The organism is Cupriavidus sp. KK10 (assembly GCF_018223725.1).
GTDB classification, from domain to species: Bacteria; Pseudomonadota; Gammaproteobacteria; order Burkholderiales; family Burkholderiaceae; genus Cupriavidus; species Cupriavidus necator.
This window is the reverse complement of sequence record NZ_CP073677.1, coordinates 472,127-486,779: the sequence shown is the minus strand read 5'-3', so window position 1 is coordinate 486,779 and position 14,653 is coordinate 472,127. Positions and strand designations below refer to the sequence as shown.

The following is a 14,653-nucleotide window of genomic DNA, read 5'->3' as shown; positions in this document are numbered from 1 at the left end:
AGGATCAGAACTCCCCGTGAAACCGTACCCCGTAGAACTTGACCGGGCCGCGGTCGCGGTTGTAGCCGGGGTTGCGCACGTACTGGAAGTCCGGGCTGATGCTCAGGTACTTCACCGGCTGGAAGCTGTAGTAGATCTCCAGGATCTGCTCGGGCCCGTAGCGCAGCGCACCGTCGCCCAGGAACGCGCCCAGCCCGCCCGCGGCCAGGTAGTTGCGGTGGTTTGGGCCCAGCATGTTGATCGCCACCGCCACGCCCAGCGCATCGCGCGCCCGTCCCCACGCATCGCCCTTCAGCACGCCGCCCGCCGACACCTGGCGGCCGATCTCCGTGAAGGCGTAGGTCTCGGTCTTGTCGTCGGACAGGCTGGCGCGCGCGAATATCCCCAGTGAATCGGTAACCTGCTGCACCAGTGTCACGCCCACACCGCTCTTGGCGTGCTCGCGCCGCACGTCGGCGACGTCCGGTGTGCTGTTATTGGCCATGCCGAAGCCGATGGCATCGCTGAACGCGCCCATGCGCGCCTTGTTGCGGAACCACAGCAGCCGCGCGGTGCCGGGGCGGCCGGCCAGCTGGTAGCGCTTCTCCACTTCGATGATGTCGCCGTAGTGCTCGAACATGCGGGTGTCGAGCTGCAGCCCGTTGGATTCCAGCGGCTGCAGGAAGCGCCCGATGCGCGCCGACCAGCCGTCGCCGATATATTCCAGCGACAGGCCCCAGCTATAGCCGCGCGCATCGGCCGGATAGTCGAAGGCGCCATGTGTCATGAACGACCAGTTCATGAATTGCGTGCGCGGGTCCGAGCCGAACTCGTTCTGGTCGAAGACATCCAGTACGCCGAAGTTGCCCGCCGTCAGCACCACGCGCTGCTGGTCGACGGTGCGCGCAAACTGGTTGAAATCCGCTTCCAGCGCTTCGCTGCCGCCGCCCAGGCCCCAGGTCTGCCGCACGAAGGCGCGCGCGCGGTAGAACACCGGGTTGGTGCTGGCGGCCTTGCCCAGTTCACCGTTGGACAAGCCGCCCAGGCCGTGCAGGCCGGAAAACGGCACGCCTTGCGTGACTTCCGGGTTGAAGTGGAACTCCGCGCCTTGCCACAGCTTCAGTCCCAGATCCAGCGTCGCGCTGAATGAGTAGCTCTTGGCCCGTTCGGTACCCAGGCTATTGGGGCCGGAGTATGCCGCGCCGAATGATGGCTTGCGCTGCCAGATGTAGGTGCTCTGGCCGTGAAAGGCGAACGGGCTTTCCGCTTCAGCCAGGCCTTGCACCGGCTCCGCTTGCTGCGCCATCGCTGGCAGGCACGCACAACAGGCCAGCGCCGCCAGCACACGGCGAAAACGGAGCGCTCGACGAACGGGAGCGGTGGCAAGTGGCGGAAACGGCATCGGCAGAGGCGGTCAGCAAAAGAAGTGCCGGAGACGGCGCGTTCCGGCGCCCGCAGCATAGCCAAGCGCCCATGACATGTCTACCTGCCAAAGGGTGTGCCGGAAGGCCGACGTTGTAACCGCCCTTGAATTAATTAACGCAAAAATTAATATTCACTGGAGACCGCTTGCATCCGTTTGCCCATGCCGCGCCCGCCCGCCAAACCGAAACCTTCCGCCCGCCGCAGCCCCGGGCGTCCTGCAGCCGGCCAGCCCGGCCAGCGCGAACGCATCCTCGATGCGGCCACCGACCTGTTCTCGCGCCAGGGCGTGGCCGGCACCGCGGTCAAGGCGATTGCCACCCAGGCCGGCGTGACGCCAGCGCTGGTCCATTACTACTTCAGCGACCGCGAATTGCTGCTGGACGCCGTGGTCGAGGAAAAGCTGCAGCCGCTGGTGGCCAGCGTCTTCGCTGCCGCCGGGGATGCCGAGCCGATGGCCATGCTGATCGGCATTGCCGGCCAGCTGATCCGCACCGCGGCCGCCACGCCCTGGTTTCCCGGGCTGTGGATCCGTGAAGTCGCCTGCGCCGACGGCGCCCTGCGCGAGCGCGTGCTGGACCGCTTCGCGCTGCAGCGCGCCGGCGCACTGAGCGCGCCGCTGGCGGCCGCGATCGCGCGCGGGCAGCTCAATAGCGGCCTGGAGCCGGCGCTGGTGATGCCGTCGCTGATCGGCCTGACGCTGCTGCCGCTGGCCACCACCCATATCTGGCGCAGGCTGCCCGGCGGCGAAGCGGTTGATACCGACACGCTGGTGCGCCACGTATCCGCGCTGCTGACGCACGGGCTGGCACCGGCGTCCGACGCCGGCAAGTCCAGGCTTTCTCCGGAGTCATCATGAACCCCGCCCACTCCACCCGCCCGCAACTGCCGGCAGCGGTGCTTGCCACCTTCGCGGCGGTGCTGCTGGTCGCCGCCTGCAGCCGTGAACGCGCCGACACCTGGCAAGGCTATGTCGAAGGCGAATTCGTCAGCGTGGCCTCGCCCTTCGCCGGGCGCCTCGACACGCTGTCGGTGCAGCGCGGCCAGCAGGTCGGCCAGGGCGCCGCGCTGTTTGCCCTCGAATCCGACGACGAGCGCGCCGCGCGCCAGCAGGCCGAAGACCAGTTGCGCGCGGCCGAGGCCCAGCTGCAAGACATGAAGACCGGCAAGCGCCCGGTCGAAGTCGAGGTCAGCCGTGCCCAGCTGGCGCAGGCACAGGCCCAGGCGCAGCGCAGTGCCGCGGCCTTGCGGCGCGACCAGCGCCAGTATGAGATCGGCGGCATCGCGCAGGCGCAGCTGGACGAATCGCGCGCGCAGGCCAACAGCGACGCCGCACGTGTGCGCGAACTGCAGCGCGATATCGACGTGGCCCGGCTGCCGGGCCGGGATGCGCAGCAAGCCGCGCAGGCCGCGCAGGTGGCCGCCGCGCGCGCGGCGCTGGCGCAGGCCGAGTGGAAGCTGTCGCGCAAGACCGTGGCCACGACCCAGGCGGGGCTGGTCTACGACACGCCCTACCGCCTCGGCGAGTGGGTGCCGGCGGGCAGCCCCGTGGTGCGCATGCTGCCGCCGGGCAACGTCAAGGTGCGCTTCTATGTGCCGGAGACGGTGGTGGGCGCGCTGCGCAACGGCCAGGCGGTGCAGGTGCGCTGCGACGGCTGCGCCACGCCGGTGGCGGCCACCATCAGCTACGTTGCCAACGAGGCCGAATACACGCCGCCGGTGATCTACAGCAACGAGACCCGGCGCAAGCTGGTGTTCCTGGTCGAAGCGCGCCCGGCGGCTGCCGATGCGCCCAAGCTGCGGCCGGGCCAGCCCGTTGAAGTGGTACGGCAATGAACACGACAATCAACGGCGGCGCGGCCGGGCTCGCCATCGACGTGCGCGGTCTGAACAAGCACTTCGGCGACAAGCACGTGGTCAACGACCTGAGCATGCAGGTCGCGCGCGGCGAGATCTTCGGCTTCCTCGGCCCCAACGGCAGCGGCAAAACCACCTCGATCCGCATGATGTGCGGCCTGCTGACGCCCGATTCCGGCACGGGCACCTGCCTGGGCTACGACATCCGGAGCGAGTCCGACGAGATCAAGCGCCGCGTCGGCTACATGACGCAGAAGTTCTCCTACTGGGACGACCTGTCGATCCGCGAGAACCTGGACTTCGTCGCGCGCGTCTACGGCATGCCGAACCGGCGCGAGGCGGTCGACCGCGCACTGGAACACCTGGGCCTGGCCACGCGCTCGGCGCAGCTGGCCGGCGCGCTGTCGGGCGGCTGGAAGCAGCGGCTGGCGCTGGCGGCCTGCCTGCTGCACGAGCCCGAGCTGCTGCTGCTGGATGAACCCACCGCGGGCGTGGACCCCAAGGCCCGGCGCGACTTCTGGGAGCAGCTGCACCAGCTGGCCGCGCGCGGCATCTCGGTGCTGGTCAGCACGCACTACATGGACGAGGCCGAGCGCTGCCACAAGCTGGCCTATATCGCCTACGGCAAGCTGCTGGCGCAGGGCACCGCCGATGAAGTGGTGGCCAGCCAGAATCTGTCGACCTGGAGCGTGGAAGGCGACGACCTCGCCGCGCTGTCGGAGCAACTGCAGGGTGCGCCGGGCGTGGAGCAGACCGTGGCCTTCGGCACCGCACTGCATGTGACCGGGCGCGATGCGCAGGCGCTGGCCGATACGCTCGCGCGGCTGGCCGGACCGGGCCGGCGCGTCGAGCAAACCCAGACCAGCCTGGAAGACGTGTTCATCCACATGATGAGCGGGGCCGAAGACAATATGGCGGCCCGCAAGGCCAGGGAGGCGTCATGACAGCCGCCGCCCGCAAACCGGCCGCGCAACAGCGCTTCTCGCTGCAGCGCTGGTGGAGCATCGTGCTCAAGGAGTTCCTGCAGCTGCGGCGCGACCGCGTCACCTTCGGCATGATCATCGGGCTGCCGATCATGCAGCTGCTGCTGTTCGGCTTTGCCATCAACACCGATCCGCGCCACCTGCCAACCGCCGTGATTGCCGCCGACCAGAGCGAATTCACGCGCTCCTTTATCGCCAGCATGGAGCAATCGACCTACTTCAAGCTGGTCGGCACGCTGCCCGACGAACAGGCCGGGCGCGAGGCGCTGATGAAGGGCGAGGTGCAGTTCGTGCTGACCATCCCGCCCGACTTCACGCGCCGGCTGCTGCGCGGCGAACGGCCCGCGCTGCTGGTCGAAGCCGATGCCACCGATCCCTCCGCCACCGGCCAGGCCATCGCCGCGCTGCCCCAGCTGCCCTACCGCGTGGCCACGCATGACCTGAAGGGACCACTGGCGCCGCTTGCCGGCGGCAAGCCGCCTTTCGACGTGCAGGTGCAGCGGCTCTACAACCCCGAAGGCATCACACAATACAACATCATTCCCGGCCTGATGGGCGTGATCCTGACGATGACCATGGTGATGATGACCGGCCTGGCCATGACGCGCGAACGCGAGCGCGGCACCATGGAGAACCTGCTGGCCACGCCGGTGCGGCCGCTCGAGGTGATGACCGGCAAGATCGTGCCCTATATCTTCATCGGCCTGATCCAGTCGACCATCGTGCTGCTGGCCGCGCGCTGGATCTTCAGCGTGCCGTTCGTCGGCTCGGTGCTGGCGGTGTACCTGGCGGCGCTGCTGTTTATCGCGGCCAACCTGACGGTGGGCATCACGCTGTCGTCGCTGGCGCAGAACCAGTTGCAGGCGATGCAGCTGACCTTCTTCTACTTCCTGCCCAACATACTGCTGTCCGGCTTCATGTTCCCGTTCGCCGGCATGCCGGGCTGGGCGCAGGCCATCGGCAACATCCTGCCGATGACGTATTTCCACCGCATGGTGCGCGGCATCCTGCTCAAGGGCAACGGCTGGGTCGAGCTATGGCCCAATGTGTGGCCGATGGCGGTGTTCATCGTGGTGGTGATGGCGATCGCGGTGCGCTTCTACCGCCGCACGCTGGATTAAAGGGGTTCGCCATGTCTCGACTCACGCCTGTCTTTGTCGCCGCGGCACTGTTGTGCGGCTGCGCCGTCGGTCCCGACTTCCGCGCGCCCGCGCCGCCCGATGACGCCGGCTACGTGCCGGGCCCGCAGCCGGTGGCAACCGTAGCGGCCGACGCCGCGGACGCAGGAGGGCAATCCCACGCGCAAACCCTGGCCGCCGGCGCCGATGTGCCCGCGCAGTGGTGGGCGCTGTTCCGCAGCCCGGCGCTGGACGCCACCATCCGCAGCGCGCTCGATGCCAGCCCAACGCTCGCGCAGGCGCGCGCCCGGCTGCGCGAGGCGCAGGAGAACCTGGCCGCGCGCACCGGCGCCACGCGCTGGCCCGCCGTTGACGCAAAGCTGAACACCACGCGCCAGCAGGTCGATTTCCAGTCCCTGGGCATCACCGCGATCCCCAGCCCCGGCCCGTTCACGCTGTACGGCGCCACGGTGCAGGTGTCGTACGTGCTCGACCTGTTCGGCGGCCAGCGGCGCGAACTGGAGGGACTGCAGGCAGCGGTGGATTACCAGCGCTATGAACTGGAAGCCGCGCGCCTGGCGCTGACCGCCAACGTGGCCACCGCGGCCATCCGCGAAGCCGGCCTGCGCGCGCAACTGGCCGATACGGCCGCCGTCGCTGCGGCCCAGCAGCGGCAGCTTGGCATCACCGAGGAGCGCCTGCGCGCGGGCGGCGTCGCCCGTGTCGACGTGCAGCGCCAGCGCGCCGAACTCGCGCAAACCCAAGCCCTGGTGCCGGCCCTGCAACGCCAGCTCGATGCCACGCGGCACCAGCTCGCGGTGTACACGGGCCAGACCCCGGCCTCGGCCACGCTGCCCGAATTCCGCCTCGACGAACTGCAGCTGCCCGACACGCTGCCGGTCAGCCTGCCGGCCACGCTGGCACGCCGCCGGCCGGACATCCGCGCGGCCGAGGCCCTGCTGCACCAGGCCTCCGCCAATATCGGCGTAGCCACCGCCAATCTCTATCCACAGATCACGCTGAGCGCCAACGGCGGCACGCAGGCCACCGCGGCGCGCGACCTGTTCAGCAGCCTGAACGTATGGAGCCTGGCTGCGGGGCTGGTGCAGCCTGTATTCCGCGGCGGCGAGCTGCAGGCCCGCAAACGCGCGGCGGAAGCGGCCTATGAGCAGTCGCTGGCCGCGTATCGGCAAGCCGTGTTGCAGGGCCTGCAGAACGTGGCCGATTCACTGCGCGCACTCGAAGCCGATGCCGCGGCGCTGCGCGAACGCGCCGACAGCGCGCGGCAGGCGCGCGATACGCTGGCAGTGGTGTCGGAGCAGTACCGCCTGGGCGGCGTCAGCCAGCTGGCGGTGCTGGATGCCGAACGGCAATCACGGCAGGCGTCGCTGGAACTGGCACAGGCGCGCGCCGACCGGCTGGCGGATTCGGCGGCGCTGCTGCAGGCGTTGGGGGGTGGGTGGTGGAAGGAGGAAGGCGGCGCTGTGGCGGCAGCGCCGCGGTGACGGCGGCGGCCGGCTACTTCTTGTCGCTCTGGGTGTACCAGTAGGTGCGCTTGCGCTTGCCGATCCCCGGCGGCGAGATCTTCTGCGCACCGAGCGACGAGGTATTGTCGCCACCGCCCGGCCCGTTCTGGTTGCCGCCGCCGATCAGCACCGGCACGTTGCTGGTGTTGCCCTGGGCATCGCTCACCGCCACCACGCCAAACACCGGCGACGGCGGCAGGCCGCCATTGTTGAACTGGACATAGCGGTTGTCGTTAAGACCCTTGCCCGTCAGGAACGACACCGCGTAGCCCCTCGCGATACCCAGGTCCGGATAGCAGGCCCCTGACTTGGGCACGCTGGGGGTATTGGTGCCGAAGTAGGTGTAGCCGGCCACAGTCAGCGGCGCGTTAACCACCTTCTCGCCGGTACCCAGCGTCAGGTAGAAGCCCTTGCCGGTACCCGAGTCGGCATACACCGTGGCGGTGGCGTTGAACAGGCTGCTCTCGGTCAGCGGCGTCCATGTCGCAGGCAGCCCGCCGGTGAGCGCGGTGTCCTTCAACATGTAGAAGCGGTTGGTGACGTTATAGGCCAGGCCCGCCGCGTTGCTGGTGGTGTATAGCGGATGCTCGCGGTCGCCGCTGCCGATCATCACCGCGTCATAGGCGCCGGTGGTGATGACATCTGGTGGGTACATGAACTTGCGCGCATCGTTGCTGGTCTGCGCGCCGCCCAGCGCGGCGAACTTGCCCAGCGTCCAGGCCGCCGGGCCCGTGCCGGCAGCCGTCTCGAAATCCAGCCGCCAGACATTGCCGCCCATGTCGCCGACATAGCCCTTGTCGATCAGACCGTCGCCGTTGCGGTCCACCACCGCGACGTCTGACGGGATGGCGCGGTTCAGGCCGGCGGGTACCGAGCAGACGGTGGCGCCGAGGCCGGTGCAATCGGCCAGCCACGCCCGCACCACAGTGCCCGTGAGCGCATCGAACACGATCACGCCGCGCCCCTGCCCCGTCGCGCCGCCGCCCTGCGACGGCTCGGCGTCTTCGGCTGCGTCGTAGCCGGCGCCCATCACCACCAGGGGGTTGGTGTAGCCCTTGACCCGGATCACGCGCGGCTGCGACCAGGTCTGGCCCAGTTCGGCGATCTGGTTGCTGTCGGACTTCCAAAGGAACTCGGGCGCCACCGGGTTGGTCACGTCCAGCGCATAGACCAGCCTGCCGCCGCGCCGCGCGGTCAGGTAGATCACCACGCGCGGATTGGCCGGATCGCGCAGGTCCTGGAACACCGTGGTGGTGCCGTCGAAGAAATAGTCGCGCGGTTTGGCGCCTGAGCCGGTCGGCGAGCCGCTCAGCTGCACCTCGGGCGTGTTGGTGTAGAGGCGGCCGAGCTTGCCATAGAACTCCGGCGGCACGAAGCCCCACAGCTCCCCGCCGGGGCGCACCCCGTTGATGCCGGTGGTCTGGTTGCCGTTGACCGCATGGAAGACGCCGTCGTTGGCACCGTAGAAGACCACCACGCCGGTGGTGCCGCCATAGTTGATCACCACCGGGCGCGAGTGCAACACATCACCGTGCACCGAGCCGCGCACCGTGACGCTACCGCCGGGGCCCTTCTGCTGCTCCGTGCCGGCCACGGTGCTCTCGCCCAGCGCCTGCACGTCGCGGCCGCGCACCCAGTTGATCAGGTTCTTCACGTCGGCAGCGCTGCTGTTCAGCGCCGTCTGCCCGGTGGTGTTGGTCAGCCAGGTGTTGGCGGTATCGAACGACGCCAGGGCCTTGGTGGTGCACGCTCCCGACGGGCAGGTGTAGAGCTTGCGCGCGTCCTGGTCGGTGACTATTTGCGCGCGCAGCATTTCGCCGGCGCCGCCCTTCTCGACGATCTCGCCGTCGCCACCGGTGACGCCAGCGGCGCCGTCCGCAGAGTCCAGCGCCCCGGCCGCGCCCGAGGGGCTATTGACCCAGAAGCCCTTGGCGGGCCAGCCGGTGACGGCACTGCCGGAATAGCTGCTTCCGCTGAACGCCAGCGGCGGCTCCGCGGTCCAGAAGCTCTTGGCGTTGGGCGAGATAAAGCCCGTGCCGGCATTGCTGATCGCGCTCTGCTGGTTGGGCCCGCTCGGATTCGCATCCAGCACCACGATCTGCTTGCTGCTGTCGTAGCCAAGCTTGTATTGCTTCAGGTTGCCCATCCAACGCGGCGCCGCGGTGGCGTCAGGACGGAACATGCCGATGTAGATCTGGTTCAGGTACGAGCCCTGCCCATTCACGCTGACCGGCAGACTCACCGACGAGAACACGTTGTTGACGGCCTGCATCTCGTTGAAGATCTGCAGCAGCGCATCGACCAGCGCCTGCACGTCTCCCAGCTTCACCACGTAGCGCTTGCCGCCGCCGTTGTCGCCCATGCTGCGGGTCGACTCGACATAGTCCGGGTTGTTGTCGTCGGTGACGGCGATGGTGTAGGTGATGATGTTCTGGTTGTTCTCGACATTGCCGTTCACGTCCGTCTGGTACATGAACCGCGCCCATTCATCACCCCAGTTGCTCTCGTACTTGTTGGCGGCCGGATTCAGCTTGAGCGTGGTCAGCTGCGTCGCGTTGGCCCCGGCCGCCACCAGCGCATCCTTGGCATCCGTGCCGGTGTCCTGCGGCTTGCCGTTGTTGACCGCATTGGCGATGTAGATGACGAAATTCTTCTGGCACGGGTTGGTGATCGGCGACTTGTACTGCGTGCCCGACAAGCCCTTCTTACCCGCGAAGAATGCCCACGCCTCCTGCATGCCGCCGCCCACCTGCGAGTTGTTCGAGTTGTCGCGCAGGCGGTCGATGCTCTTGATGTACTGAAGGAACGCGTTACCGTTGGTGGCATCCATGGTCGGCAGCGTATAGGGCGCCGCCGACGGATAGCGGAAGATCCCGCCAGTGTTGGTGCTGGTGCCGAACATCATCAACCCCATGTTGATGTTGCCGGCGAGCTGCGGATTGGTCACGAGCGTGTTGACCGCCCGGTACAGCGCGCACTGGATCGCGCCGACATCGGTGCCGGCATTGTTGGCGCTGACCACATCGGGAATGTCGCAGCCCTTGATCGTGGTGCTGGCGTTCCAGGTGGACGCGTTGTCCAGCAGCAGCAGCACGTTGGGCTTGGTGCCGGCGTTGGTCTGCAGACCGGTGAACAGGTCGATGTCCTCGGCGCGCGCGCCGTTCACGCCCGCAAAGGTAAGCAGGGCGATTGCGAAAGCCGCAAGGCGGCGCTGCCGGCAGGCGTTGGTCGTCATGCTGGTTCCCGTCCGATCGATGGTGAAGAGGTCGTAGTGTCCTGCGCGGTCACGGACAGGCCGAACCGGTCGGCATGCGCACCGCCACGCCCTGGTGCACGGTTGCAACGGTGCCGGTATTGGCGGCATCGTTGACAGTGGCCGCCACATCCCATTGCGTGGCATTGCACAGCGAATTGCCGCCGCTATTGCCTGCAGTCACGATCCCGGTGTTCTGCACGCCGCTGCCGATCAGGCAAGACACGTCGTCGGCATCGCTCAGGTCGAGCTCAACGTTCTTCATTGGCTTGCTTGTCACGCACTCTGGCTGCGCCACCTGTGCCACGTAGTCCGCCTTGCCGTCGCCGCTGACGTCCACCGGCACCGCAACCGCGGCCGGCGCCTTGGTGAAATCGTTGCTGATCACCTGCTCGATCGCCTGCTGCGCCACGTCGCGCGCCTCGGCGGTGTGCTGCTGGTTGGCGGCCACTTTCACGTTGACCAGCCCGGAATTGACCATGGCCATGGCGATCAGCAGGAACAGGACCATAAACACCAGCGTCACGACCAGCGTGACCCCGTCCTGCCCGCGGCGCAGTGGCCGGCCCTGCGGTTGGCGACCCGATTGCTTGATCATTGCTTGCTCTTTGCGGGGTGAGGTCATTGCTCGCGCAGTCCGGCCACGTTGACCAGCCGCGCCACCTGGGCGTACACATGGCGCTTGAAACCGTCGTTGAACGGACCGCTGGCGGCGGCGCGGCCCACGTCGTAGGTGCGGTTGTCGGACTGGCCGCCCGAGGGCTTCAGCGTGCGCGCCAGCAGGTTCACGCGCACGGTGGTGACGTTGCGCCAGTTGGCGAGCGCGTTGGTCCAGTCATAGCCCGGCACGGTGGCGCAGGCCGCGGCGTTGTTGGCGCCGGGGTCGGCCACGTAGCAGTCGGCCGAGCCGTTGCTGTCCAGGTCCACGCCGTACTGCAGGTGCATGTCCTGCACGCCCTGCGCGACCGAGCGCGACTGGAACGCGCCGCCCACCAGCTCGGCCATCTTCAGCGTGGGGATGCCGTCGCCGCCGTTGCTGCAGCGGTCGCAGCCCGCCAGGTAGAACACGCGCACCACGGCCTGTCGCAGCGCGGCCGGCTGGGCGGGATCGCAGGCCTTGGTGCGCAGGCCGAAGGCCGCCGCGGCGCTGGCGTCGAAGACGAAGGAGTTGGTATCCTGCGGGCAGGCCGAGACCTGCAGATAAGGCACGCCCGGCGTGGGTGCGGCCACCGGCGTGGTCGATACGCGCCGCACCACCAGCACCTCGGAGGTGGCCGCCAGGTCAGGCAGGCATGCCGCCGCCACCCCGGGGCCGTAGCCCGTCAGCGCCAGCGGCACGGTCAAACCCGCCGCGGAGAAGCCCAGCGCCGCCGGGTCTGCCGCGCACAGCGCTGGCTCGGCCACGGTAGCGCCGCGCGCGATGCTGCCGGCGCCGAAGAACCCCGCCAGCTCCACTTCCCGCCGGATCTGGTCCAACGCGTAGCGCCCGTTCTCCACCTGCTCGGCTGACTTGACAAACTCTGTACGCGACAGGCTGTTGGCGTAGTACAGGCTCGCCAGCGCCGTCAGGAGCACCAGGCCGATGGTCATGCCGATCATCAGCTCGATCAGCGAAATGCCGCGCTGGCGGCGCAGGCGGCGCGCGGACAGGCGCAGGGGGCTCATGACACGGTTCCGAGGGTGCCGACGCGGATCTGCGTGCTGACCGCGCGGCGATAGGCATCGTTGCCGTACTGGTCCTTGCCGCAGCCCAGCGCGGGCGCGCCGGTGGTGGCCAGGCCCTGCCAGGCCACGGTGATGCGGTAGATATTGTTGACGGCGTCCACGGTCTCGATGCAGCCGCGCGCGCCGATCATGGCGCCGACGGCCTGAGCGGCATCAGCGGCGCTGGCCCCCGGGCGCTTCTCGGCACTACCCAGCAGCGCCGTGTTCCAGGCCTGCAGGTCCGCATCGGCGGTAGCTTTCTGCGCGGCGGTGCCCTGCGTGCACGCCGCCGGCGGCGCCGCCGCGCTGCCCAGCTGCATGCCGGTCGCGCCGTTGGCATAGCACGATGCCACCTGGCGGTTGGCGTTGAGGCGCGCAACCATGTCCTGCAGTAGCGCCAGCGCCTGCACGCGCTGGTAGGACTCCATCTCGGTCTGCCCCGAGCGCGCCACTAGCCCGGCGGTGCCAAGCAGCGCGACCAGCAGGATCACCACCGCCACCAGCACCTCGATCAGCAGGAAGCCGCCCTGCGTGCGGCGGCCAGGCATGCGCGGCCGCAGCCGCGGGGTTCTGTGCTTCATGAGCAGGCTCCCGTGGCGGAGGCGACGCGGCCAGTCTCGCTGACCTGCACGCAGACGCGCGACGCCGCTGCCATATCGCCGTTGGGTGCCACTTCGAAAGTCATGGCCGCGCCCGTGAGCCGGCCGTCGTTGCCAAGCGCAAGGGCCCCGGCAGCGCTGGGCGTGATGGTCAGGCCGCCGTAGGGCCCGAAGCTGCGCACCGTCTCGGGGCCTGCGGTGACCGCCCAGCCGGCGGTCCAGGCGGCACCGGTGGCTGCCAGCGTGACCGTGGCATTGCGCTTGACCGCCTCGCTGCGCGCCAGCAGCAGCGCCGAGGTCAGGTCAAGCGAGGCGCCGCGCACGCGCTGGTTGGCGATCAGTGAAGAGAACGACGGCGCCGCCACGACCGCCAGGATCGCCAGCACCGACATGGCGCACAGCAGTTCGACCAGGGTGAAGCCGCGGCGGGTGGGCCGGCCGGGCGAAGACGGCGTGAACGTGGCGCGCCGCATGGTCAGTTCCAGCAGTCGGTGCCTGAACCAGACGCGGATTTCGCGCCGGCACTGGTCAGCGTCAGCGAGCCGCAGTCGGCGTCGCCGGCAACCTGGCTGCCCTTGGGCGTGGCCACGATGCTGTAGCCGGGCGGCGGCGCCGCGTTTGGCGTCACGGCGACGTCGTAGCGCGTTGCCTGCGCGGCCGGTACCGACATGCCCAGCGTGCCCAGATTGGCGGCGTAGGCGCGGTTGTCGACCAGGTAGCGCTCCTGGGCGCCCGAGACCTCCAGCATGAAGGACTCGATTGCGGCCCGGTGCGAGCGCACGACGTGACGGCTGTAATTTGGAATGGCGACGGCGGCAAGAATGGCAATGATCGCCACCGTGATCATCACTTCGATCAGCGTGAAGCCATGCGCTGCCCTGGCGCCGCGCAGGCGCCGGCCCCGGCATGGATTGCCGGTTGCCCCAACTTCCCCAATGACCCGAAACGACGAGTTGACCCTCCCGCCGTGTCGCACTGCCGGGCTTCTATGTCCCATGCTCGCGCTCCGATACCAATTATGTTCCGGTTGACCGAATTCCGGAGGTTATGGCGCGGAGTGTAAGTCACGATCCGCCAAGTGGGTAAGGAAAATATGATGCCGGCTGGCCGGCGTTGTAGCGAACAGACAGTGGCGTTACGGGATCTGCACAGGGCATACAGCCAAGGCATGCGGCAGACGTTATCCGGCAGTGAGGGGGAACCCTGACCCGCCCTGGTTCGACTGGCCCGATGCGCGCCCGGGTGCACCTGTGCAACAATCGTTACAAACACCGAATCCGGAATGCCCATGCCGCCCGACAGCCCCACCCCATCGCCGCAAGCGCCGCCGCAGGACCTGGACGCCCTGCTGGCGCTGCTGCGCAGCAACTTCCCCACCCTCAGCACGCAGTTCCAGGGCGGGGCGCGCTACCTGCTCGACCATCCGCAGGACGTGGCGGTGCTGTCGATGCGCAAGATCGCGGCCAGTGCCGGGGTGCAGCCTGCCACCCTGGTGCGGCTGTCGCAGCATCTCGGCTTCGAGGGCTGGCAGGGGCTGCGTGAGTTGTTCGTTGATGCGCTGCGCGGCGGCAGCCAGCCGTACGCGCGCCGCGCGCGCAAGGTGGTGCGTGAAAGCAGCGCCAGCCGCATGCTGGGCGAGATGCTGGACGCGCAGCACCACAACCTCGACATGATCGCCGCCAACAATGAGAAGACGCTGCAGCAAGCGGCAGAACTGCTGTCGCATGCGGCGTGCGTGCATGTGGCGGGTTTCCGCTCGTGCTTCCCGATCGCGTTCACCTTCCACTATGTCTACCGGCTGTTCCGCAGCACCGTGCACCTGATCCGCGCCGATGCCGGCACGCTGGAGATGGAGCTGCGCGGCCTGGCGCCCAAGGATGCGGTGCTGGTGGTCAGCTTTGCCCCCTACTCGCAGGAAAGCATCCGGGTCGCCGCGGCCGCGCGCGAGTGCGGCTGCAAGGTGATCGCGCTGACCGACAGCACGGTCGCGCCGATCGCGCTGGCGGCAGACTGCACGCTGCTGTTCTCGGTGGAAAGCCCATCGTTCTTCCCGTCCGTCACCGCCGGCGTGGCCATGGTCGAGGCCCTGGTCGAGCAGCTGCTTGCACGCAAGGGCAAGGGCGCAATCCGCGCGCTGGAGCAGGCCGAGGGCGAGCTGCACCGCACCGGCGCCTATGTGGCGGCCGGACGCGGCTGAGCCGGCCCGCCGCGC

Annotated in this window: 13 protein-coding genes; 6 read left to right on the top strand and 7 right to left on the bottom strand. The window is 68.6% G+C overall.

Translation table 11 applies throughout. The annotated features are described in order from the left end of the window. Positions 1-4 precede the first annotated feature (4 nt). Positions 5-1,285, bottom strand: coding sequence for a carbohydrate porin (locus tag KB879_RS02495; protein ID WP_041227727.1), 1,281 nt, complete (start codon positions 1,283-1,285; stop codon positions 5-7). Positions 1,286-1,564: 279 nt separating this feature from the next. Here KB879_RS02495 and KB879_RS02490 point away from each other — a divergent pair, with 279 nt between their 5' ends. The 5 genes from KB879_RS02490 to KB879_RS02470 are packed head-to-tail and all read left to right on the top strand — an operon-like array spanning position 1,565 to position 6,864. Continuing rightward, the gene (locus KB879_RS02490) at positions 1,565-2,260 is read left to right on the top strand and encodes a TetR/AcrR family transcriptional regulator (RefSeq protein WP_211980692.1); all 696 of its coding nucleotides are present in this window, start codon (positions 1,565-1,567) and stop codon (positions 2,258-2,260) included. Next, the gene (locus tag KB879_RS02485) at positions 2,257-3,237 is read left to right on the top strand and encodes an HlyD family secretion protein (RefSeq protein WP_211980691.1); all 981 of its coding nucleotides are present in this window, start codon (positions 2,257-2,259) and stop codon (positions 3,235-3,237) included. Before KB879_RS02490 ends, KB879_RS02485 begins: the two co-directional genes overlap by 4 nt. Continuing rightward, positions 3,234-4,202: an ABC transporter ATP-binding protein gene (locus KB879_RS02480; protein WP_013955510.1), complete on the top strand. Its 969-nt coding sequence runs from the start codon at positions 3,234-3,236 to the stop codon at positions 4,200-4,202. Before KB879_RS02485 ends, KB879_RS02480 begins: the two co-directional genes overlap by 4 nt. Further along, positions 4,199-5,362, top strand: a complete 1,164-nt coding sequence (locus KB879_RS02475) for an ABC transporter permease (RefSeq protein WP_211980690.1) — start codon at positions 4,199-4,201, stop codon at positions 5,360-5,362. Before KB879_RS02480 ends, KB879_RS02475 begins: the two co-directional genes overlap by 4 nt. Before the next feature lie 11 nt (positions 5,363-5,373). Beyond that, positions 5,374-6,864 carry an efflux transporter outer membrane subunit gene (locus KB879_RS02470; RefSeq protein ID WP_211980689.1) on the top strand — a complete coding sequence of 497 codons (1,491 nt, stop codon included), beginning with the start codon at positions 5,374-5,376 and terminating at the stop codon, positions 6,862-6,864. Between the two features lie 13 nt (positions 6,865-6,877). Here KB879_RS02470 and KB879_RS02465 read toward each other — a convergent pair whose 3' ends face one another. The 6 genes from KB879_RS02465 to KB879_RS02440 are packed head-to-tail and all read right to left on the bottom strand — an operon-like array spanning position 6,878 to position 13,438. Continuing rightward, complete coding sequence (locus tag KB879_RS02465; RefSeq protein WP_211980688.1) at positions 6,878-10,120, bottom strand: pilus assembly protein; 3,243 nt, start codon at positions 10,118-10,120, stop codon at positions 6,878-6,880. A gap of 49 nt (positions 10,121-10,169) precedes the next feature. Continuing rightward, positions 10,170-10,736: a PilX N-terminal domain-containing pilus assembly protein gene (locus KB879_RS02460; RefSeq protein WP_049800542.1), complete on the bottom strand. Its 567-nt coding sequence runs from the start codon at positions 10,734-10,736 to the stop codon at positions 10,170-10,172. Between the two features lie 23 nt (positions 10,737-10,759). Beyond that, positions 10,760-11,803 (bottom strand): PilW family protein, encoded by a 1,044-nt coding sequence (locus KB879_RS02455; protein WP_211980687.1) that lies wholly within the window; start codon positions 11,801-11,803, stop codon positions 10,760-10,762. Then, positions 11,800-12,423, bottom strand: a complete 624-nt coding sequence (pilV, locus tag KB879_RS02450; protein ID WP_211980686.1) for a type IV pilus modification protein PilV — start codon at positions 12,421-12,423, stop codon at positions 11,800-11,802. Before pilV ends, KB879_RS02455 begins: the two co-directional genes overlap by 4 nt. Further along, complete coding sequence (locus KB879_RS02445; RefSeq protein ID WP_211980685.1) at positions 12,420-12,914, bottom strand: GspH/FimT family pseudopilin; 495 nt, start codon at positions 12,912-12,914, stop codon at positions 12,420-12,422. Before KB879_RS02445 ends, pilV begins: the two co-directional genes overlap by 4 nt. 2 nt (positions 12,915-12,916) lie before the next feature. Then, positions 12,917-13,438 carry a type IV pilin protein gene (locus KB879_RS02440; protein WP_211980684.1) on the bottom strand — a complete coding sequence of 174 codons (522 nt, stop codon included), beginning with the start codon at positions 13,436-13,438 and terminating at the stop codon, positions 12,917-12,919. A 291-nt stretch (positions 13,439-13,729) separates the two neighbouring features. Between KB879_RS02440 and KB879_RS02435 the strand changes: the two genes are divergently transcribed. Beyond that, a complete protein-coding gene (locus tag KB879_RS02435; RefSeq protein ID WP_211980683.1) occupies positions 13,730-14,638 on the top strand; it encodes a MurR/RpiR family transcriptional regulator in 909 nt (302 codons plus the stop codon). The last annotated feature ends 15 nt before the right edge of the window (positions 14,639-14,653 follow it).